Origin of the sequence: Pluralibacter gergoviae ATCC 33028 = NBRC 105706 (assembly GCF_001598855.1) — a bacterium.
Classification (GTDB): domain Bacteria; phylum Pseudomonadota; class Gammaproteobacteria; order Enterobacterales; family Enterobacteriaceae; genus Pluralibacter; species Pluralibacter gergoviae.
The window spans coordinates 55,890-78,018 of sequence record NZ_BCZS01000012.1 but is presented as its reverse complement, the minus strand read 5'-3'; the positions used below and the strand labels follow the sequence as shown (position 1 = coordinate 78,018).

Sequence of the window (22,129 nt, the reverse complement as noted above, 5' to 3'; positions counted from 1 at the left end):
TCATGAGCAATCCAGGACAACAGCATGAGCAGCAGCCCGGCCAGGCCTTCAGCGAAGACGAATTCAGCGCCCTGCTGAACAAAGAGTTCCGCCCGAAGACCGACCAGGCGCGCAGCGCCGTAGAGAGCGCGGTAAAAACCCTCGCCCAGCAGGCGCTGGAGAATACCGTTACCTTCTCTAACGACACCTATCGCACCATTCAGAACCTGATCGCCGGCATTGACGAGCAGCTCTCCCGCCAGGTCAATCAGATCATCCACCACGATGATTTTCAGAAGCTGGAGAGCGCCTGGCGCGGCCTGAGCTACCTGGTGAACAACAGCGAAACCGACGAGATGCTCAAAATTCGCTTTATGAGCATCTCCAAGCAGGAGCTGGGCCGCACCCTCAAGCGCTTTAAGGGCGTCGGTTGGGACCAGAGCCCGATCTTCAAGAAGGTTTACGAGCAGGAGTACGGCCAGTTCGGCGGCGAGCCGTTTGGCTGCATCGTCGGCGACTACTACTTCGACCACGGCCCGCAGGACGTTGAGCTGCTGGGCGAAATGGCGCGCATCGGCTCCGCCGCCCACTGCCCGTTCATCACCGGCACCGCGCCGGGCGTGATGCAGATGGAGACCTGGCAGGAGCTGGCCAACCCGCGCGATCTGACCAAGATCTTCCAGAATACCGAGTACGCCGCCTGGCGCTCGCTGCGCGAATCGGAAGACGCCCGCTATCTGGGGCTGGTAATGCCGCGCTTCCTCGCCCGCCTGCCGTACGGCATCCGCACCAACCCGGTGGACGGCTTCGACTTTGAAGAGCAGACCGACGGCGCGGACCACAACAACTACGCCTGGGCTAACTCCGCCTACGCGATGGCGGCCAACATCAACCGCTCGTTCAAAGAGTACGGCTGGTGCACCTCCATTCGCGGCGTCGAGTCCGGCGGCGCGGTGGAAAATCTGCCGTACCACACCTTCCCGAGCGACGACGGCGGCGTGGACATGAAGTGCCCGACCGAAATCGCCATCAGCGACCGCCGCGAAGCCGAGCTGGCGAAAAACGGCTTTATGCCGCTTATTCACCGCAAAAACTCCGACTTTGCCGCCTTTATCGGCGCCCAGTCGCTGCAGAAACCGGCCGAATACCACGATGCTGACGCCACCGCCAACGCCCGCCTCGCCGCGCGCCTGCCGTACCTGTTCGCCTGCTGCCGCTTCGCCCACTATCTGAAGTGCATCGTGCGCGACAAAATCGGCTCCTTCCGCGAACGCGACGACATGGAGCGCTGGCTCAACGACTGGGTGATGAACTACGTCGACGGCGACCCGGCCAACTCCTCCCAGGAAACCAAGGCCCGCAAGCCGCTGGCCGCCGCCGAAGTGCAGGTCGCCGAGATTGAAGACAACCCCGGCTACTACACCGCCAAGTTCTTCCTGCGCCCGCACTACCAGCTGGAGGGCCTGACCGTCTCCCTGCGCCTGGTTTCGAAGCTGCCGTCGCTGAAGACGAAAGAGGGTTAACGTCAGACGCCGGGACGTTTGTCCCGGCACTCTTCACGGCAAGGAGGAACGATGAAGCTACTACCTGCAACGCTATTTGCGGCCGCCGCAATGACACTTTCCGCCAGCGCCATAGCCGTGGACGAAGGTTCAAACCTGCTGCGCGATCCGAACAGCCTTAGCCGAAACGATATCCAAATCAGCGGAGAGAAGTTTCTCCACGCCTGGCTGTCAAAAGACGATGGGCAAGAGCGGCTGAAGGCAAATATGTATCTGATGGGCGTGATGGATGCGACGGAGGGGAGTTCGTGGTGCAGTTATAAAGTGGCATTACCGGGGTCATTGAGGGAAAGTATTTATAGCTACTTCAGTAAACTGTCTGACGAACAAAAAAAAGAACCTGCCGCTGCTTTGATAAAAAAAGCACTAATGCTGGATTTACCTTGTTCCAAAGGGAGTAAATAATGAAACCTCTCTATGCACAATTAAAAAAGTATCATTACACCTCTAATGAAGATCGTGTTGACTATGTGCCTCGTGATACGCTTTATAATGAAATAGGTTATGACGCAAGTGCGCTGATAAAATCTAATCCTGGATATGTTAACACATGTGCAGTGCGCATGAGTTTGGCCCTATTAAAATGTGATGTCAATTTTCAGGGGCGACTATCGATAAAATCTGGTCCATACAAAGGTAAAAAAATTGAGCCGGGAGCAAAGCTTCTTGCCGATCAGCTTTATAAGAAGAATGTGTTTGGCGCGGCTGAAGTATACACTGATATACGTCAGGCTGGCGAGAAGCTGAGAAACAGGAAAGGTGTTGTTTTTTCAATAAAATAACAGATTACAATGGCGGGCATATTGATTTATTAGAGCCAATGGGCGACAACATGATTCAATGTAATTCACACTGTTATGTTGACTGTAAAGAAATTTGGTTTTGGGAGCTAAAATAATTCATCGCTATTATATTTTTATGCTGATGATAGTATCACTCTCGGCCGCCGCTAAAGTGCTGCCTGAGACGTCCTCTTTTACGCAGCAACAAATCTTCACCCACTGGGTAGAAAATCGCTGTATCGGAAAAATTACTGCCGATAAAGCGCTGGTATCCGATGCTAATGCCAGCGCCGCAGCGTGGCTTGAAGTCAGCTCGCTGCCGGTTGAGGTATTTGAGAAGGCCGATGCGGCGATTGATAAAGGCTTAAAAGAGCCGCTGACCGGCTCTACGCATTACTCGTATAACGTACTGAAATGTACGCTTATCGCACAGAGTCGTGATATTCAGCATCTCTATTCGCAGTAGCGCCGCCTTTATTGTCGGGTGGCGCTACGCTTACCCGACCTACGGTTTCTGAGAACTTGTAGGCCCGGCAAACGCAGTGCCGCCGGGCACCCGGCACCGCGTTATTCAAGAATCCTGAATTGTTAACCGCAATTCAGTTTCCGAGGCAGAGGTAAAATATGGACTGTTTTATTCAGCCCCATGCTTTCCTGTTTGCCATATAAATGCTTTTTCGAAAGCGTTCATTTTAAACAACGAAGAGTAAATACTATGGCTATTGATATGTTTCTGAAAGTCGAAGGTGTGACTGGTGAATCTAAAGATTCCCACCACACTGGCTGGACTGATATTACCTCCTTCTCCTGGGGCGCATCCCAGCCGGGTAATATGAGCGTAGGCGGCGGCGGCGGCGCAGGTAAAGTGAACTTTAACGACCTGCACATCAACGCGCTGATCGACAAATCCACCACCGCTATCCTCAAGCACTGCGCCAGCGGTAAGCACCTGACCAAAGTTGAAGTCTCCATCTGCAAGGCCGGCGGCCAGCAGGTTGAGTACGCACGCATCACCCTGGATGACGTGCTGGTGACCTCCGTGCAGTACACCGGTGCCGACAACGGCGACACCGTTGGCGTGACCTACGCCTTCCAGGCATCGAAAGTGAAGCAGCAGTACTGGGAGCAGACTTCTCAGGGCGGTAAAGGCGCTGAAAGCACCGCTGGCTGGAACATTAAAGAGAATAAAGAAGCGTAATTTATTCTCTTCAGGATCGGGGAGTTATCCCCGATCTACTAAAAAGTATTTGAGGATATAAAAAATGTTACCAGAAGGAAGCTCGAGATTATTAACAGTTGGAGAGATCTCCTTAGCGAGAACAGTTTTTCGCGATGCTATTAAATATTATGAAGTTAAAGTTCACAATGATAGTTATTTACCGTTTAATATGCAGTCAGCCGATGTGGCAATGACGCCGAATGGAGAGATATATTATCGCGATCCTCATTATAGAGATGACTTCTCAACTGAAGTGCCAAGATATAAGCACTGGTTTATACATGAAATGGTTCACGTGCTTCAGCATCAGGTGGGGATGAATGTTCGTACTCGAGGCGCTTTTAGTTGGGCTGCCAGTTATGAGTATTCGCTACCTTCCGATAAAAAGCTTGCAGATTTTGGGATGGAGCAGCAGGCATCAATAGTGTCTGATTATTTCTTTTTGGTTAACTTTGGCTTAGGCGACTTTGTTAATATTACTGGCTTTAAAGGTATAATCGGACCTGACTTGAAAGAGAAGTACAAAAAAACGCTGGAAGATTTTCTAAGAAACCCTAAGGATAAGCGAGTTTGGTTATGATAAAAAAAATTCTACCGTTTGCTTTCTCAGCGTTGTTGATTAATGGATGTGTTTCACATCCTGCTCAATATAAATCATTAGATGTAGGTATAAGAGATAATGCACCCTGCTTTATTTTTCCTACAAACACATCATTAACAGCTCCTGTAAAAATCTATACACCAACAGTAATGCATAACCGGGCGGGAAAATGGGAAACAATTTCATCTCCCGGAGTATCAGGAAAGATGCAAACGCTTCAGGCAGGAGAATGCTATGCATGGTCAGGAATAGTTTGGCAAGAGGGTGAATACGATGTTTCACTAAAAGCAGAGGGCGCGAATAAATCCCAGCGTTATGCAACCAGATTTATAATCACAAAAAATAAAAATAAACAGCTAGTAATTAATAAAGCTGAATAGTGGAGATGTTGAGGCGCTAATCACCTAACTAATTGTTTTTAAACTCACGAGTGTGAATACCTTTCAGCGCCTTAACGTAGCATGATTTTAATCTGGGGCTGTTTTTATGTCATACTCAACATTTTATATATTTTTTGGTTTGTTTGTCTTTTTAGGAATGGGAGTGATATATTTTTTGCAGAATCGCATTTATAAAAAGTATGATGCAGAATCTTTTGCTGTTTTTTATTCATTGTATCGCAAAGGATTTATTGATAGAGATGAGTTGATGTATTATTTTCAGCCTGGTTCATTGTTCTTTATGCACCGTGCTCAATTCATTATTATGCTGGTTAAAAGAAAAAAGATTAAAAGAACAAAGAGACGTTGGATGGCACCTGAAGCATCACAGTATATTTTATCTGTTTATGAACTCTCTTGGGTGAAAACGTATCGTTACCTGATATGGGCTTCATTATTTTTCTTTTTATTGCTGTGTATTTTATATCTGATAGCTAAGCTTCATCCTAATCAATGAATTATATTTTCGATATTGATCCTTCTGAATGCTTTCAATTGTATATAACTCTCCCCTCAAACGCCGCCGCTTTCCCCGAGAGCGGCAACGTTTGAGCGCCAATCATACCAGCAGGAATACGCTATGCGATTCACGATTATTTCGAGCAAGGCCGGTCAGCAGCCGCCGCAAAGCAGCTGTGACTTTTATCCCCCTGGCGGCACTATCGGACGCGGCACCGATAACAATCTGGTGCTGCCGGACGCCGACCGCGCGATCTCCCGGCTGCAGGCCATCGTTCACGTTGATGCCAGCGGCGAATGCCGGATAACCAACCGCGGTAACGTCACCAAAGTGGTGCTGAACGATATCCCGCTGGAGCACGGCCGTCAGGTAGAGCTGCAGGACGGCGATATCCTCACCATCGACGAATACCGTATCGAAGTCAGCGATCTGGTGCTGGACACCCAGCCGGTGAGCCGCATGGCCGCCGCCGCGCAGCCTGTTGCCCGCCCACAGCCCGCTGCACCGGCCGCACCGGCGCCGCCCGCCGCTGCTCCAACAGCGGAAGCGTCAGACGCGACGCCGACCGCCGTGCCGTCGGAGATCTGGGACAGCCTGAGGCAGGAGTTCTCCATCTCCGACAGCATCTCCACCGGCCGGGCGGCGAAGCCGCAGCCCGCCGCGGAGGAACACGATCCGTTTGAGGCCCCGCAGCCTGCGGAGCGCAATCCGGAAGATCCGCTGGCGATGTTTAACGACAGCGAACCACTGTTCGCGCAGAAGGGCGTCGACACCGACCGCCTGTTTGCCGAAGAGACGCCGTTCAATAAAGAGAGCATCTTTGCTGACGTGACGCCCACCGCGCTGGTACAGCCCGACGGGGCGCCCGCTAAGCCCGCGCCCGCGGCAGAAGCGTCGCAGGACGAGCTGGATCCGCTGGCGCTGTTCGGCGGCGGCGAGGGCGCAAAGGCGGCCCGCAGCGACGATCCGCTGGGGCTGATGGGCGGCGCGCCGCTGACGCCGGTGGACGCCTACGAAGAGCCCGCGCCGCAGGCGCCTGCCAGGCAGGCTGCGACTGAGCCCGTGCGTCAGCCCGAGCCTGATCCCGCGCGGCAGGAGGAGCCCGATCCGGAGCTGACCTCGCCGCTGTTTATGGAGCCGCCGCAGGCCGTCGAGCCGTCGCCGCAGCCCGAACCGGCACCGCCAAAGTCCGCTGAGCCAACCCAATCAGCGCCCCAGCAGCCTCAGACGCCGCCGGAGAGCGACGATCTCTCCGGCATCACCCTGCCGACGCCGCAGACGGTGGTCCGTCAGGCCGCGCAGACGCCGAAGGGCCGCCTGCGCATCGATCCGGTGCAGAACAGCGGATCGGCCGCCGATCCGCAGCAGCCCGCCAGCGGCGACGTGCTGCAGGGCGAACTGCTGGAGGCCCTGCTGGAGGGCATGGGCCTCGGCGACATGCAGCCGGTGCCGCAGTTCGACCGCGAAAACATGCGCCAGCTCGGCCAGATGATGAGCATGTTCTCCCAGGGCACCGTGGCGCTGCTCTCCTCGCGCTCGATCCTAAAGCGCGGGGTCAAGGCCGACATGACGATGGTGCTCGACGACGCCAACAACCCGTTCAAACTGCTGCCGTCCGGCAAAACCGTGCTGATGCAGATGTTCGGCGCGCGGATGCCGGGCTTTATGCCGCCGAAAAAATCGGTGCGCGATGCGCTGATCGACCTGCAGGCCCACCAGCTGGGGATGATCTCGGGGATCCGGGCGATCATCGCCGCCATGCTGCAATCCTTTAACCCGGAGCAGCTGGAGGAGGAGGCGAAGCGCGACGGCGTGACCTCGCGTCTGTCGCTCTCCGCCACCCGCAAGGCCGCGCTGTGGGACTACTTCGTGCGCACCTACGGCGAAACCGCCGGCGAGATTGAAGACGATTTCCATACGCTGTTTGGCGAAGCATTCCTCTACGCCTACGACATGGAAGTGAACCAGTACAAAGACTCCCAGAGCGGCTCGGAAGAATAATGGATATTACAACGGCATCACTTTCCCGCCAGGGAACGCGCGCCAGTAACCAGGATCAGACCGGCGAAACCGTCGGCGATCGCTCCGCTTGTTTTGTGGTCTGCGACGGCGTTGCCGGACTGCCCGGCGGGGATGTGGCCGCCGAGCTGGCGCGCAACGCGATCCTCACCCGCTTCGACGGTGACAACCACCTCAACGCGCAGAGCATCCGCGATTACGTGCGCGAGGCCAACCGGGCCATCATCAGCGAGCAGCAGGCGACGCCGGATTATCACCGGATGGGCACCACCCTCGTCAGCCTGTTTATCGACCGCGATTATAAGCTGGCCTATTGGGCGCACGCGGGCGACAGCCGCCTGTATCTGTTCCGCCGCGGCTGGCTGTACCACGTCACCACCGATCACAGCCTGGTCCAGCAGATGAAGGACGCCGGGCACCAGACGGACGAGATCAACAGCAACCTGCTCTACAGGGCGCTCGGCATGGCCAGCGAGGGGCCGGAGGCCAGCTACAGTGATGTGGTGCCGGTGGAAGACGGCGACGCCTTTCTGCTCTGCACCGACGGGTTCTGGCACTGCGTTGGCGAAGAGCAGATGAAATCTGCCCTGCAGATGGTCAACACGCCCCACGAGTGGCTGACCCTGATGAACCAGATTATTCAAAAAAAGAACCAGGGCGCGCAGGGGTCGCAGGACAACTACAGCGCCGTGGCGGTATGGATGGGGAGCCCGGAAGAGGCAACGCTCCTGCACACGCTCTCCGATGCCGCGCAGTTTTTTCCCCTGCGGGACTGACACAAGGACTTCTATGAAACTCAGGTTAACCGTAATGGCGATGCTGCTCGCTGCCGCTGGCGCCGCGCAGGCCGACAATTTCCGCATCGTACAGTCGCCGTCCCAGAAGCTGGACGTGTGGCTCGATAACGTCAAAGGCAACACCGCCCAGGACTGGTGCGATAGCGAACTCTCCCTGCGCATCGTCACCGGCGGCAGCAAAAGTGCCAAAGTGCTGAATAACTTTCTGCCGCGCGTCGGCGCCCTGCTCGAACACCAGTGCAGCCGTCTTAAACAGATGAACTGGTCGCTGGTGGACGGCAGCAATGCGCAGATCGCCCACGGCACGGCGGCGAAAAGCGACAAATGGGCGGTGAAAGTCGCCGCCGACCAGCCGGCGACGGCGGCCAGCCAGACGGCCGTTCCGGCGGGCCTGCTGGCACCGGAAGATAACATCGAGGCGCGTTCGCCAATCGCGGACCGCACGCCGTGGCAGGAGTTCACCCTGATGGACGGCTGCCGCCTGCGCACCTTCTGGCAGGAGAGCGCCGGCACCCCGGCGCTGTTTATCCCGGCGGGCAGCTCCGGCGACTGCGAGAAGGGCGGCTGGCTGAGCGGCAAAACCACGCTAACCCGCCAGGTCGGCGGCGAAGATCGCCAGCAAACCGTCACCTTCGTCCACGGCTTCCCGGTCACCGGCCTCGGCGACGGCGCCGATCCGAACAAACTGCTGATCACCGCCGTCAATAACCAGCGCATGGTGCTCGGCGCCGAAGAGGCCGGGCAGAGCTGGATAATCCTGCCCTACGACGCTGACCAGAGCAGCTGGAAAATGGACGGTACTCTGGCGGTGGAGATCTCCCGCGAGCAGGCCGCCGATCCGGCGCAGGTGCAGGCAAAAGTGGAGGCGGCCCGCAAAGCCTGGGCGCCCTGGCTACCGGCGCAGGCGCACCTGAGCGTGGTGCTGATTGACGGCCTGCTGCCGCGCCTGAGCAACCCGGCGGCCCGCGCCTGGCGCGCGGCCAACTAAGGAGCACTGATGAACACTCTCTATCAGCAGTTGGGCGGCGAGAGCGTCGCCGCCGCGCTGGCGCGGCTGGAAAATGACATCAAGGCCCGCCCGGCGGATGCCGACCTGCGGGCGGCGTTCGTGCAGTTTCTCTGCCTGAGCGGCAACTGGAGCCGCGCTCTGACCCAGCTGAAGAGCTGGCTGGCGCTCAAGCCCCAGGCGGCGCCGACCGTGACCCTGCTTGAGCAGACCCTGCAGGGCGAACTGCAGCGTGAAGAGGTGCTGGCCGGACGTCAGTTACCGCAGATGCCGCAGGGCCAGTGGCCGTGGCTTGCCGATCTGGCCGCGGCCCTCGGCGCTCCGGCGCAGGCCGATTCGCTGCGTCTCGCCGCCCTGGAACAGGCTGATGCCAATCCCGGGACTCTGACGCCCGGCGGCGATTTCGCCTGGCTGATGGACGGCGATGCCCGGCTCGGCCCGGTATGTGAAACACTCGTTAACGGCCGCTACTTCTGGGTGCCGTTTGCCGCTATCGCCGAAATTCGCTTTCAGGCTCCCGCCAGCGTTACCGACCTGGTATGGCGGCACGCGCTGGTGCGCCTGACCGACGGCAGCGAGCAGGTATGCCAGATCCCGGCCCGCTATCCGCTGGAAGCCCAGTCCGAAGAGCGCTTTATGCTGGGCCGCGCCACCGAGTGGCGGGCGCTGGACGACGACGGCGCGCTCTATCAGGGGCAGGGGCAGAAGGTGTGGCTCAACGATGACGACGAGTACCCCATTCTGGCGCTGGAGACGGTGACCTTTGCATGAATAAACCACAGCGGGACGGCGACGCGCTGCGCACCGGCTGGCAGTCGCGCAGGCAGCAGGACAAGGTGGGGGCGCGCGACAAAATGCAGCCCTCGCTGCTCGATCGCCTGACCGATAATCAGCCGCACAAGAAGCAGGAGCCGGTTAACAGCAATCTGATTGCCCACAGCACCCTGCGCCGCCACGTGCTGCGCGATCTGCAGTGGCTGTTCAATACCATTAATCACGACGATCCGCTGGCGCTGGAATCTCTCCACCAGGTCCGGCGCTCGGTAATCAACTTCGGCGTCGCGCCGCTGGCCGGCAAGCGGATGTCGGACATCGAATGGCAGGATATCCAGCGCAAGCTGACGGAGGCGATTATCAACTTCGAGCCGCGCATTCTGCCCCAGGGCCTGCAGGTGCGCTGCATCTCCGATACCCGCTCGCTGGATCTGCACAACGTGCTCTCCATCGAGATCAAGGGCCGCTTGTGGTGCGTGCCGTACCCGTTGGAGTTCCTGTTCCGCACCGACGTGGATCTGGAAAACGGCCACTTTGAACTGAAAGACGCGGGGTAAGCGACGATGGAAGGCAAACTGCTCGACTACTACAACCGGGAACTGGCCTACCTGCGCGAGATGGGCGCCGAATTTGCCGAGCGCTATCCCAAAGTCGCCGGGCGGCTGGGGATGCGCGGCATTGAGGTCGCAGACCCTTACGTAGAACGGATGATGGAGGGCTTCGCCTTCCTGACTTCCCGCGTGCAGCTGAAGATGGACGCCGAGTTTCCGCGCTTCTCCCAGCGGCTGCTGGAGATGATCGCCCCTAATTACCTGGCGCCGACGCCGTCAATGGCGATTGCCGAGCTGGAGCCGGATACCAACAAGGGCGATCTGAGTAAAGGCTTTCTGGTGCCGCGCGGCACCATGATGGACAGCCAGCTGCTGAAGAAGAACGGCGTCACCTGCAGCTATACCACCGCCCACGACGTTAACCTGCTGCCGCTGCGCATTGAGAAAGCGGAGCTGGGCGGCATCCCGGCGGATCTGCCGCTGTCGGCCCTCGGCCTCAGCCAGCACGGCGCCGCCAGCGCCCTGCGCATCCGCGTGGCCTGCGCCGGGGCGGAGAACCTCGGCCACCTCGACTTCGACCGGCTGGAGTTCTTCTTCAGCGGTCCGGACATCGAGGCCCTGCGCCTGCTGGAGCTGGTGATGGCCCACCAGGTCGGCACCGTCTGCCAGAGCGTCGGCGGCGACCCGCGGCGCGCGGTGCTCGGCGAAGAGGCGCTGCGCCAGGAGGGTTTTACCGCCGACCAGGCGCTGCTCCCGGAAGATCTGCGCAACTTCGACGGCTACCGCCTGCTGCACGAGTACTTCGCCTTCCCGGCGCGCTTTCGCTTCGTCAGCGTCAGCGGCCTGAAAAAGCTGGTGGCGCAGTGCGGCAGCGAGCGCGCTTTCGACATCATCATCCTGCTCGACAAGGCCGATGACCGCCTGGAGCAGGTGGTGGACGCCGGCCACTTTGCGCTGCACTGCACGCCGGTGATCAACCTGTTTCCAAAAGTGGCCGCCCGCCAGAAGCTCGGCGACGGCCAGCATGAATACCATCTGGTGGTCGATAACATCCGCCCGCTGGATTACGAAATTTACTCGGTAGGCAAAGTTCACGGCAGCGCCGACGGCCAGCGCGACCTGCGCGAGTTCCGCCCGTTCTGGAGCTCCTGGAGCGGCGACGCCGGCGACGCCGGCGACTACGGGGCCTACTTCTCCCTGCGCCGCGAGCAGCGGGTGCTCTCCGAACACGCTCTGCGCTACGGCACCCGCACTGGCTACGTCGGCTCCGAAGTCTTTATCTCGCTGGTGGACGAGCAGCACGCGCCCTGGCAGCAGGAGCTGAATTACATCGCCGCCGAGGTGCTGTGCACCAGCCGCGACCTGCCGCTGATGCTGCAGCAGGAGCTGGGGCAGTTTGTCCTGCCTGACTCGCTGCCGGTGAAAACGCTGAGCATGCGCAAGGGGCCGACCCCGCCGCGCCCGGCGCTGGCGGAGGGGCTGAGCACCTGGCGGCTGATAAGCCACCTGCAGATGAACTACCTGAGCCTGATGGACGGCGACAGCGGCGAGGGCGCGGCGGCGCTGCGCCAGCTGCTGGGGCTGTATACCGGGCTGGCGGAGACCGCCGTCGCCCGCCAGATAGAGGGCGTGCGCAGCTGCGTGCTGGAGCCGGTGCATCGCCGGGTGCCGGAGCCGGGGCCGATCGTCTTCGCCCGCGGTATCGGCATTACCCTGACCGTCGACGAGCGCGCCTTCTCCGGCGCCAGCCCGTGGCTGTTCGGCAGCGTGCTGGAGCGGGTCTTTGCCCGCCTGGTGTCGCTCAACAGCTTCACTGAATTTACGCTCAACAGCCTGCAGCGGGGCGAGATTGGCTACTGGGGCCCGCGAATGGGTAAAAGGGCGCTGATATGAGCGACGCCGCCACCCCGACCGCCACCATCCACCGCCTGACGCCGCTGCCCGAATCCTTCTGGCAGGGCGTAATGGCCGCGCCCTGGCAGTACGATCTGTTTCAGCTCCTGCGCCGCCTCGACGCGCTGGGCGGCGAGCGCTACCCGCTGGGGCGCGCGCCGCTGCCGAAGTTTGAGGCGCTGCGCATCGGGCAGACGCCGTCGATGGCCTTCGCGCCCTCGACCCTGGCCTCCGCCAGCCGGCGGGAAAACAGCCAGCTGCACGACGTGTCGATTTTAAGTTTCGGCCTGTTCGGTCCCAACGGCCCGCTGCCGGTGCACCTGACCGAATACGCCCGCGAGCGGCTGCACCACCACCAGGATCCCAGCTTCAGCGCCTTTGCCGACCTGTTTCACCACCGCCTGACGCTGCTGTTCTACCGCGCCTGGGCCGACGCCCAGCCGACGGTGTCGCTGGACCGCAAAGATAACCAGCGCTTTAACCACTACCTGGCGTCGCTGATCGGCATGGGGCAGCCGGGACAGATGGAGAAGGGCGGCCTCGGCGCCCACGCCCGCTTTACCCACGCCGGGCACCTCACCCGCCACGGCCGCGATCCGGAAGGGCTGGAGAAAATTCTCCGCCACTACTTCCGCGTACCGGTGCGGGTGGTCGGCAACGTGCCGCAGTGGATGCCGCTCAGCGAGCGCGATCGCGCCCGGCTCGGCGCCGGGCGGCGCAATCCCCGGCTCGGCGTCTCCGGCTTTCTCGGCGTCGCGGTGCGCGACGTGCAGCACAAGTTCTGCCTCGAACTCGGCCCGCTTGCTGCCGACGAGTACGACCGCTTTCTGCCCGACCAGCCGCAGGTCACCGCCCTGCGCGACTGGGTGCGCCAGTATCTGGGCATCGAATATCAGTGGGAGATCCGCCTGCTACTGCGCGCCGACGAGGTGCCCGCCGCCTCGCTGCAGGGCCGCGGTCGGCTGGGCTACAGCGCCTGGCTCGGCCTGCAGCCGAAGGCTGAGCCGCGCGGGGATCTGGTGTTTGGGGGGGAGCCGGCGCGGGAGTAGGCGGCGGCGGATTTTGCCCGGCGGCACTGCGTTTGCCGGGCCTACGGCACGATAGATTTTTAGCTCAATGGGTAAGTGTTCTGAGGGTGTTTGAGTCCGGCTTAAAATCGCCTCAGATTATGGCGAATGGCCGGGGCAGCCCGCAGGGACGCGGGCTGAGGCGAAACGAGACAGGATGTCGAGTCGAGCCGTACCCGAAAAGCCAGTCGCCATAATCTGAGGTTCCGCGTAGCGGCGATTTTTGTTGCCGGGAGCCGGGATTGTTAAAGGCGCGGCGGCGAGCGCCCTTAACACGTTCACCGCAGAAAGCCTGATAGAGAAGCAGAGAGCTAAGAGTGAACGGAACAATTCCACAATCATGTGAAGAATGGAATTGAATGCGTGCAGGCCGTCACCGTCTCTACGCGTCTTTGCGTCACATATTTATTTGTAGGCCGGGCAAGCGCAGCGCCGCCCGGCGAAGCGACAACGTTTACTGTTATTAATGGAACCCAACATGTCAGAAATCAGCCGCGCCGTACTGTTCGGCAAACTGGATACGCTGTTGTTTACCTCGCTGGAGAGCGCCACCGCCTTTTGTAAGCTGCGCGGCAACCCCTACGTCGAGCTGGTGCACTGGCTGCACCAGCTGATGCAGCAGGAGAACGGCGACCTGCAGCAGGTCATTCGTCACTTCGCCCTCGACGAACAGGCCCTGACCCGCGACATCATCGCCGCCCTTGACGCTCTGCCGCGCGGCGCCGGGTCGGTGTCCGATCTCTCGGAGCATATCGACAGCGCCGTCGAGCGCGCCTGGGTCTACGGCTCGCTGAAGTACGGCGTCGGCCGCATTCGCGGCGGCCACCTGCTGATCGGCCTGCTGAAAACCTGGAACCTCGCCAGCGTGCTGAAGGGCATCTCCGCCCAGTTCGGCCGCATCAACGTTGAGGCGCTCAGCGAGCAGTTTGATATCCTGCTGGCCGACAGCAAAGAGAGCCAGCAGGCGGCGGCCGAGCCGGCGGAGCAGGGCGCGGTCCCGGCGGCGAAGGGGACGCTGGCCCAGTACGGCCAGAACCTCACCGGGCGCGCGCGGGACGGTAAAATCGATCCGGTAGTGGGCCGCGATGAAGAGATCCGCCAGATGGTCGATATCCTGATGCGCCGCCGCCAGAACAACCCGCTGCTCACCGGCGAAGCCGGGGTCGGAAAAACGGCGGTAGTCGAGGGCCTGGCTCTGCGCATCGCCGCCGGCGACGTGCCGGAGCCGCTGCGCGATGTTCAGCTCTGGCTGCTGGATATCGGCATGCTGCAGGCCGGGGCGGGCATGAAGGGCGAATTCGAGGCCCGCCTGCAGGCGCTGATTAACGAAGTGCAGGCCAGCCCGACGCCGATCGTGCTGTTTATCGACGAAATTCACACCCTGATCGGCGCCGGCGGCCAGCAGGGCACCGGCGATGCCGCCAACCTGCTCAAGCCCGCCCTCGCGCGCGGCCAGCTGCGCACCGTTGGGGCCACCACCTGGGCCGAGTACAAAAAATACATCGAAAAAGATCCGGCCCTGACCCGCCGCTTCCAGACCGTGCAGATCCACGAGCCGGACGAAGAGAAGGCGCTGCTGATGCTGCGCAGCACCGTTTCGCCGCTGGAGAAGCACCATCGGGTGCTGCTGCTCGACGAAGCGGTGAGCGCGGCGGTGAAGCTCTCCCACCGCTACATTCCCGCCCGCCAGCTGCCCGATAAGGCGGTGGCGCTGCTTGATACCGCCTGCGCGCGGGTGGCGGTCAGCCAGGGCGCGACGCCGCCCCGGCTGGAAGACCTCCAGCACCGCATCGCCGGGCTGGACGTTGAAATTGAAATAGCGCAGCGCGAAAGCCGCGTCGGCGTCGGCGACAGCCAGCGCCCGGCGCAGCTGCTGGCCGAGCGCGAGCGGCTGGAAGCCGAGCGCGACGCCCTGACCCTGCGGTGGGAAGAGGAGCGCAGGCTGGTGGATGCAACGATCGCCCTGCGGGCGCAGCTGCATGACGCCGATGAGGCGGCGCTGCCCGAACTGCGGGCGGAACTTGAGAGCACGCAGGAGGCGCTGAAAGCGGTGCAGGGAGACGCCCCGCTGCTGTTTGCCGCCGTCGACGAAAACGTGGTGGCGGCGGTGGTCTCCGACTGGACCGGCATCCCGCTGGGTCGGATGGTGAAAAATGAAATCGACGCCGTGCTGAGCCTGGCGGACACCCTCAACCAGCGGGTGATCGGCCAGCGCCACGGCCTGGACCTGATCGCGAAGCGCGTGCGCACCTCCCGCGCCCGGCTGGACGATCCCAATAAACCGGTGGGTGTATTTATGCTCTGCGGCCCCTCCGGCGTCGGTAAAACCGAAACCGCGCTGGCGCTGGCCGAGTCCCTCTACGGCGGCGAGCAGAACGTCATCACCATCAACATGAGCGAGTTCCAGGAAGCGCACACCGTCTCGACCCTGAAGGGGGCGCCTCCGGGCTACGTCGGCTACGGCGAAGGCGGCGTGCTCACCGAAGCGGTGCGCCGCCGCCCCTACAGCGTGGTACTGCTCGACGAGATCGAGAAGGCCCACCCGGACGTGCACGAGATCTTCTTCCAGGTGTTCGACAAGGGCTGGATGGAGGACGGCGAAGGCCGCCACATCGACTTCCGCAACACCATTATTATTCTGACCTCCAATGTCGGCACCGACCTGATTAGCGCCATGTGCGCCGATCCGGAACTGATGCCGGAGCCGGAGGCGCTGGGCACCGCTCTGCGCCAGCCGCTGCTGCAGGTCTTCCCGCCGGCGCTGCTCGGCCGCCTGCTGGTGGTGCCCTACTACCCGCTCAGCGACGAGATGCTGGGGCAGATTGTCCGCCTGCAGCTGGCGCGCATCCAGCGCCGTCTCAAGGAGAACCACAACATACTTTCCGACATCGACGACAGCGTCGTGGACCAGGTCGTCCGCCGCTGCACCGAAGTCGAATCCGGCGGGCGTATGGTCGATGCCATCCTGACCAACACGCTGCTGCCGCAAATCAGCCAGATACTGTTAACCGCCAGCCGCAACGACGAGCAGTTCCGACACCTGCGCGTCAGCTTTGCGGACGGCGAGTTTCATTGTCAGTTTGCCGCGTAACGCAATCATTGAGTGAGTCTTAACCATGACGGATCACGATAACAACCGGACTGTCCTGAACGCGCTGCCGATCGGGTATCGTTTTAATGAGTTTGAAATCAAGGAAGTGATTGGCGGCGGCGGCTTCGGCATTGTCTACCGCGCCTGGGATCATCAGCTGGAGCGCACCATCGCTATTAAGGAGTTTATGCCTTCGTCGCTGGCGGTGCGCAGCGACGACATGACCCTGGTCCTGCGCAGCGAGCGCTTCAGCAAGGCATTCTCCGCCGGGCTGAACAGCTTTATCCAGGAGGCGCGCCTGCTGGCGCGCTTTAATCATCCGAACCTGGTGCACGTTCTGCGCTTCTGGGTGCAGAACGACACCGCCTACATGGGGACGCTGTTCTACACCGGCACCACGCTGACCCGCCTGCGCGAGCAGCAGCCGGATCTGATTGACGAAGCGTGGATCCGTCGCGTGCTGCCGATGCTGTTCGGGGCGATCAAAACGATCCACGACGAAGGCTACCTGCACCGCGACATCTCCCCGGACAATATCCAGATCCAGGAAAACGGCCTGCCGGTGCTGCTCGACCTCGGTTCCGCCCGCCGTACCATCGGCAACCTCTCCGACGAAACGGAAACCATGCTGCGCCCGGGCTACGCGCCCATCGAACAGTACACCGACGACAACGAGAGCGAGCAGGGCGCGTGGACCGATATCTACGCCGTCGGCGCGGTGCTGCACACCCTGATCGCCGGCTCCCCGCCGCCGGTCAGCGTGGTGCGCAGCATCCAGGACACCTACGTGCCGCTGGCGGAGCGCCAGCCTGCCGGCTACTCCATGGAGCTGCTGAAGGCCGTCGATAAAGCGCTGGCCCTGCACATTCAGGACCGGCCGCAGAGCATCGACGAATTTGCCGCCCTGATCGAGATGCCGGTCTCGCACATCAACGACGTGATGGCCGGGAAAAAGCCGGGCACCATGCTGGCGGTGGTGGAAGAGGAGAAGCCGGCCCTCACCGACTGGCGGCGCTACAAGGTTCCGGGGATGATCGCCGCGGGCGTGCTGGTGGGCATCATTGCCGGCGGCCTGCTATTCAGCGGCGGCAGCGAGGCACCGACGGCAGATACCGCCGCCGCGACGCCGACGACCCAGCCTCCGGCAGCGGAGTCCGCGCCGTCGCAGACGCCTGCTGTTCAGCCGCCCGCCGCGACTCAGGCGCCGACGGAAACCGCTGCCGCGACGCAAACCCCGCCGCCCGCGCAGCAGGAGCCGACCCAGGCCGCCGTCGCCGCGCCGCCGGTGGCGCTGATTTACGTGCGCATGCGCGCCGGCGAGAAGCTCACTCTCAACGGCGAAGCGCAGGATGTGACCCCGGCCACCAGCGGCTTTGCTTCCCTCAAGCTGGCGCCCGGCCACTACCAGATCGTCCTGCAGGGCAGCGGCGGTAGCCGCACCCAGACCCTGGAAATCGGCAAGGCGGGAACGTGGCTGATTAATCCGGCGGGGTGATCCCCGCCAGCGCAGCCAAAAAAACGATAGCGCACCGGCCGCCGGCGGTGGCCCACTTATGATGAATGGAATAAACCCTATGCTCAACCGCATCACCGTCACGCTCCCCGCCGGGGAGCTGCTTTTCTGGAAACTGTCGGGCCGCGAGGCAATATCCGAGTCGTTTGAACTGAGCCTGACGCTGCTCGGAACCGACGCGCGCATCGACCGCAGCCGGCTGCTGGGCCAGCCGGTGACGGTGACGATACCGACGCAGAGCCTGCTCTCCCCGCGCTACATCAACGGCAAGGTGACCCGCGTCGCGGTCAGCGCCACCGAGCTGAGCGGGACGCGCTACGCGGTCTACACGCTGACGGTGGAGCCGGACCTGTGGCCGATGAAGCGGGACCGCAACCTGCGCATCTTCCAGGGCCAGACGGTGCCGCAGATAGTGAAGACGCTGCTCGGCGAGTACCAGGTCAACCTGGAGGATAAGCTGACGGGCAGCTACCGGACGTGGGAGTACTGCGTGCAGTACCAGGAGAGCAGCTTCGCCTTCATCAGCCGGCTGATGGAGCTGGAGGGGATTGCCTACCACTTTAAGCACGAGGCGGACAAGCACACCCTGGTGCTGACCGACGCGGAGGGGAGCTTCGAACCGTTCAGCGGCTACGAAATCATCCCCTATCACCAGACGCCGTCGGGGGGCAGCACCAGCGAGGAGGGCATCAGCCAGTGGGCGCTGGCGGACAGCGTGACGCCGGGGATTTACAGCCTGGACGACTACGACTTCCGCAAGCCGAACGCGTGGCTGTTCCAGGCGCGGCAGAACCCGGCGTCGCCGGTGCCGGGGAGCATCGACGTGTACGACTGGCCGGGGCGGTTCGTGGAGCACGGCCACGGGGAGTTCTACGCCCGCATCCGCCAGGAGCGGTGGCAGGTGGAGCACCAGCAGATAAGCGGCACGGCGACGGCGATGGGCATCGCGCCGGGCAACACCTTCGCGCTGACCAGTGCGCCGTTCTTCAGCGACAACGGGCAGTACCTGACGACGGCGGCGGATTACCAGTTCGAGGAGAACCGCTACGCCAGCGGCGACGGCGGGGAAACGATACACCGCACGGAGTTCACGGTCATCCCGGCGGCGGTGGTCTACCGGCCGGCGCAGGGCACGGCGTGGCCGCGTACCTACGGCCCGCAGACGGCGCGGGTGGTGGGCCCGCAGGGGGAGAGCATCTGGACGGACCGCTACGGGCGCATCAAGGTGAAGTTCCACTGGGACCGTCTGGCGAAGGGGGACGACACCAGCTCGTGCTGGGTGCGTGTCTCGAGCGCGTGGGCGGGCCAGGGGTTCGGCGGGGTGCAGATACCGCGCGTGGGCGACGAGGTGGTGATTGACTTCATCAACGGCGACCCGGACCGTCCGCTGGTGACGGGGCGGGTGTACAACGAGGCGAGCATGCCGCCGTGGGCGCTGCCGGCGGCGGCGACGCAGATGGGGTTCCTGAGCCGGACGAAGGACGGTTCGTCGGAGACGGCGAACGCGCTGCGGTTTGAGGACAAGGCGGGAGAGGAGCAGGTGTGGATCCAGGCGCAGAAGAACCTGGATACCAATGTGAAGAATGATGAGACGCACAGCGTGGGCGGGGCGCGCAGCCACTACGTTGCGAAGAATGAGCTGCACCGCGTCGAATCGAACCAGACGCAGGCGGTAAAAGGCGGGACGGAGATCCTGACCGGTAAAGGCAAGCTTGATGCCGCGGTCGAGAAGTATGAAATAGCGTCAGGGACTATGCTGAGGCTGGTGTCGGGCGAGAGCGCAATTGAGCTAAATGCTAACGGTACGATCAGTCTGATTGGTAAAAGTTTTAACTTTTTTGTCGAGAAAGAAGGGTATATCACGACCGGTGAGAAGCTGCATCTGAATACGTCGAAAGCTAGCCCCGGAACTTCTGCACCGGGTGAAGACCACAAAGGCAATATTGAGGCAGCGGTAAAGGAGTTTTTTACGCCGGGAAAGCAAGGTGAAAGCTCTGCCGCATCCGCATCCGCATCAGCAGCTCCAGCTAAAAATGTGCCATTCGCCGCAAAACCTGGAAGGATAGATAATAGAGTAGTGAAATCAGTGATGGCATCGGAAGGTAGTGCGGGTGAACAAGGTGGACGACGTGAGCTGTATGGATTTCGCCAGGGGAATGGTAAGGCATATGATAAGATTCTGGCCGCCAGAAACAAATATGGAAAAGGTAGCGCAGAAGAGTTTGAAGAAGTTTCTAAAGCGATGAGTGCCTCGGCAAAATCGGCAGGAGCGTTAAATTTCACCGATCCTGGTAAACAGGGGGCAATTACCTCACTCGCGCACATGCGTGGACCGTCAGGTGCGCAGGCTATTCTGAACTCAATGGAGTCAGGAAAAATCGTGAGGGCCGATAGCCTTACACCTTCTGCGATAACGAAAATAGAATCAATGAAGCCCGATGATTTCCAAAATAGCTTACTAAAAGCCAGGATCGCATACGATAAGGCAATCTATGGAAACACAATTACGACGCAAGCGGGAAAACAGTATAACTGGTGGGAGCATTATGGTAATGGCCTGCAAAAGCGCTATGCCCGTGAAGCTCAGGAATTTCTCAAACTGTCACAAGAGTAATTTTATGTTTAAAAGCCTCGTATTTTCTCTTCTGTTTCTTACTTTTTCTTTCAGGGCTGTCGATGCAGTAGCGGCGCTGAGCGTTGAGTCCTATAATAGCCAGGAGAAAGTCAGTGGTGTCGTTAATGATAAAGCGATAATCGGCGATCTGAAAAACGTTCTTGGGAAAGATTATTCCACTTTTATCGGTAATTTTGACGTTTTTGGTGAGCCGCATAAAACAGCAGATGGCGGACTTTTTATTGAGGGATGGTTGCAGGATCTTTATCTGGAAAATGCCTCGGCTTTCGTTATCTACCCTGACGGTACAATTTATAGTGCATGGGTGGTGCCTGAATCAAATGTTATTCATTATAAATCCAGCGTAAAAGGTGGAGTTGTCAATAAGGACATTAAGTTATGGGCCGCGCGATTTAAAAATATGAATTTTGGCTCTGTGGATGATAAACGTGAAGAAAATGCAGATACGGAATATTTTTCAACTAAATCTTTTTTGATAAAGTTGGCAACAGTATGTCCGGCTGGAGGTTATTGTAATGATGCCACATATCATGCAACGCGTAAAAGTGATGGGGCTGCAGTCACCTTAAAAGGTACGGCAACGCGCGAGGATTGCGGTCGAAAACAGTGCCCGGTAATTAGTTATAAATTTAAAAATGGTAAAACAGTTTATATGTTAAGTAAACTCGATAACAGCTTGGTGATAATAGAGAATAATAAAGTCATTATGCAGCAAAATGGCTCGTGGCAACGAAGTGAAAATTGATTTTAATATCTACTATGCAAATGAAAACGTTCATGTTGATTCTTTCCATGGGAGTATTGAGCAGCGTTAACGCAATAGCTGATACTCGTTTCAGCGGAAGGTGGAGTGGAGAGCAGGAAGGTCGTTCAACGCTGACTCTGGTGCTGAAGCAGAATGATAATAAGTTAACCGGTAGCTACTGCTTTATCTCCCGAGCGGGGACGCGTATAGATTGTCCGGATGATGGCGAGAATAATCTTCGCGGTGTCATCGTCGGGAACGGTGCAAAAGTCACGTTTACATCCTCTTTTAAAAGTGCAAAAGGCGTGGCTAAAATAACTTTGGAAGATAATGTATTAAAATGGCGGCTCGTTAAATCTTCCAGTTTGGAGATTAGCGCACCTGAACACTATAGTTTAATTAAGGATAATTAGCGTGAAGCTGATGATGCCTGTTCACTTCAAAAGCTGTCTTGTTATGGCGCTGATGGTCTCTGGCTATCAATTTTTCGGCCTTGTTATTGCCCCGGTATATGCGGCTCAAGTCCAGGGATACATAGTTGAATCTGACCTCTATGTTGACATCAATAATCAGCGTATTGGTCCTGGCTCCCGCTGGGACGCATCGGTTGAGAAAAATCTGGGGTATCAGATCAGCAAAAATTATGTTGGTGAAGTCTCCTTTGCTGGTGAGAGGTATAGATACTTTCAGCATAATTATCCCGGGCTTGAGGTTTATACGTCTAATTTTATGTGGGATAAACAGCACAGGAGTATCGATAGCTATATTGTTTCACAGCTAACAATAGACTCGCCGAAAATAAAAACCTACCGAGGCATAAGCGTAGGAATGACGGAAGGTTATCTTATCCAAAAGTACGGAAAAGGCACACCTGATTTCAGTGATAACCAGTACTGGTTATATTACGATGGTGACGAAAAAAGAGTCTCATTCCAGATTGAGAATGGCAGAGTGAGTCATATTATGATGGTGTTTAATCCTGATAATTAAAATGG

At 59.3% G+C, this 22,129-nt stretch carries 21 protein-coding genes; all 21 read left to right on the top strand.

All coding sequences use genetic code 11. From position 1 onward, the window contains the following. Positions 1 to 2 precede the first annotated feature (2 nt). The 21 genes from tssC (at position 3) to ENGE1_RS13545 (ending at position 22,124) form a co-directional block, all read left to right on the top strand. Positions 3 to 1,502 (top strand): type VI secretion system contractile sheath large subunit, encoded by a 1,500-nt coding sequence (gene tssC, locus ENGE1_RS13630; protein ID WP_048253993.1) that lies wholly within the window; start codon positions 3 to 5, stop codon positions 1,500 to 1,502. 51 nt (positions 1,503 to 1,553) lie between these two features. Next, positions 1,554 to 1,946, top strand: a complete 393-nt coding sequence (locus ENGE1_RS13625; protein ID WP_048253992.1) for a Rap1a/Tai family immunity protein — start codon at positions 1,554 to 1,556, stop codon at positions 1,944 to 1,946. Next, positions 1,946 to 2,323 (top strand): T6SS effector amidase Tae4 family protein, encoded by a 378-nt coding sequence (locus ENGE1_RS26975; protein ID WP_307653996.1) that lies wholly within the window; start codon positions 1,946 to 1,948, stop codon positions 2,321 to 2,323. The genes ENGE1_RS13625 and ENGE1_RS26975 overlap by 1 nt, the downstream gene beginning before the upstream one ends. Positions 2,324 to 2,423: 100 nt before the next feature. Then, positions 2,424 to 2,789, top strand: a complete 366-nt coding sequence (locus ENGE1_RS13620; protein ID WP_306725735.1) for a T6SS amidase immunity protein Tai4 family protein — start codon at positions 2,424 to 2,426, stop codon at positions 2,787 to 2,789. Positions 2,790 to 3,038: 249 nt separating this feature from the next. Beyond that, a complete protein-coding gene (locus tag ENGE1_RS13615) occupies positions 3,039 to 3,521 on the top strand; it encodes an Hcp family type VI secretion system effector (RefSeq protein ID WP_043081699.1) in 483 nt (160 codons plus the stop codon). 64 nt (positions 3,522 to 3,585) lie between these two features. Beyond that, the gene (locus tag ENGE1_RS13610) at positions 3,586 to 4,122 is read left to right on the top strand and encodes a hypothetical protein (RefSeq protein WP_048253990.1); all 537 of its coding nucleotides are present in this window, start codon (positions 3,586 to 3,588) and stop codon (positions 4,120 to 4,122) included. Continuing rightward, complete coding sequence (locus ENGE1_RS28465) at positions 4,119 to 4,523, top strand: putative T6SS immunity periplasmic lipoprotein (RefSeq protein ID WP_144244708.1); 405 nt, start codon at positions 4,119 to 4,121, stop codon at positions 4,521 to 4,523. The genes ENGE1_RS13610 and ENGE1_RS28465 overlap by 4 nt, the downstream gene beginning before the upstream one ends. 106 nt (positions 4,524 to 4,629) lie before the next feature. After that, complete coding sequence (locus tag ENGE1_RS28460; RefSeq protein ID WP_139625850.1) at positions 4,630 to 5,040, top strand: hypothetical protein; 411 nt, start codon at positions 4,630 to 4,632, stop codon at positions 5,038 to 5,040. Between the two features lie 123 nt (positions 5,041 to 5,163). Next, positions 5,164 to 7,044 carry a type VI secretion system-associated FHA domain protein TagH gene (gene tagH, locus ENGE1_RS13605; protein ID WP_064360636.1) on the top strand — a complete coding sequence of 627 codons (1,881 nt, stop codon included), beginning with the start codon at positions 5,164 to 5,166 and terminating at the stop codon, positions 7,042 to 7,044. Further along, positions 7,044 to 7,838 (top strand): PP2C family protein-serine/threonine phosphatase, encoded by a 795-nt coding sequence (locus ENGE1_RS13600; protein WP_043081702.1) that lies wholly within the window; start codon positions 7,044 to 7,046, stop codon positions 7,836 to 7,838. The genes tagH and ENGE1_RS13600 overlap by 1 nt, the downstream gene beginning before the upstream one ends. A gap of 13 nt (positions 7,839 to 7,851) precedes the next feature. Further along, positions 7,852 to 8,847: a hypothetical protein gene (locus tag ENGE1_RS13595; RefSeq protein WP_048253988.1), complete on the top strand. Its 996-nt coding sequence runs from the start codon at positions 7,852 to 7,854 to the stop codon at positions 8,845 to 8,847. A 9-nt stretch (positions 8,848 to 8,856) separates the two neighbouring features. Beyond that, complete coding sequence (locus tag ENGE1_RS13590; RefSeq protein ID WP_048253987.1) at positions 8,857 to 9,636, top strand: type VI secretion system accessory protein TagJ; 780 nt, start codon at positions 8,857 to 8,859, stop codon at positions 9,634 to 9,636. Then, on the top strand, positions 9,633 to 10,196 hold the full coding sequence (tssE, locus tag ENGE1_RS13585; protein ID WP_043081705.1) for a type VI secretion system baseplate subunit TssE: 564 nt from the start codon (positions 9,633 to 9,635) through the stop codon (positions 10,194 to 10,196). Before ENGE1_RS13590 ends, tssE begins: the two co-directional genes overlap by 4 nt. 6 nt (positions 10,197 to 10,202) lie before the next feature. Next, on the top strand, positions 10,203 to 12,083 hold the full coding sequence (gene tssF, locus ENGE1_RS13580) for a type VI secretion system baseplate subunit TssF (protein ID WP_048253986.1): 1,881 nt from the start codon (positions 10,203 to 10,205) through the stop codon (positions 12,081 to 12,083). After that, a complete protein-coding gene (gene tssG, locus ENGE1_RS13575) occupies positions 12,080 to 13,132 on the top strand; it encodes a type VI secretion system baseplate subunit TssG (protein ID WP_048253985.1) in 1,053 nt (350 codons plus the stop codon). The genes tssF and tssG overlap by 4 nt, the downstream gene beginning before the upstream one ends. 496 nt (positions 13,133 to 13,628) lie before the next feature. Beyond that, a complete protein-coding gene (gene tssH / locus ENGE1_RS13570; protein WP_048253984.1) occupies positions 13,629 to 16,241 on the top strand; it encodes a type VI secretion system ATPase TssH in 2,613 nt (870 codons plus the stop codon). Between the two features lie 25 nt (positions 16,242 to 16,266). Continuing rightward, positions 16,267 to 17,736 (top strand): serine/threonine protein kinase, encoded by a 1,470-nt coding sequence (locus ENGE1_RS13565; protein WP_048253983.1) that lies wholly within the window; start codon positions 16,267 to 16,269, stop codon positions 17,734 to 17,736. 79 nt (positions 17,737 to 17,815) lie between these two features. Further along, positions 17,816 to 20,368, top strand: coding sequence for a type VI secretion system Vgr family protein (locus ENGE1_RS13560; protein WP_048253982.1), 2,553 nt, complete (start codon positions 17,816 to 17,818; stop codon positions 20,366 to 20,368). A gap of 4 nt (positions 20,369 to 20,372) precedes the next feature. Next, complete coding sequence (locus ENGE1_RS29015) at positions 20,373 to 21,134, top strand: hypothetical protein (RefSeq protein WP_048253981.1); 762 nt, start codon at positions 20,373 to 20,375, stop codon at positions 21,132 to 21,134. A gap of 32 nt (positions 21,135 to 21,166) precedes the next feature. After that, on the top strand, positions 21,167 to 21,547 hold the full coding sequence (locus ENGE1_RS13550) for a hypothetical protein (protein ID WP_053075598.1): 381 nt from the start codon (positions 21,167 to 21,169) through the stop codon (positions 21,545 to 21,547). A 1-nt stretch (position 21,548) separates the two neighbouring features. Further along, a complete protein-coding gene (locus ENGE1_RS13545) occupies positions 21,549 to 22,124 on the top strand; it encodes a hypothetical protein (RefSeq protein WP_053075597.1) in 576 nt (191 codons plus the stop codon). Positions 22,125 to 22,129 lie beyond the last annotated feature (5 nt).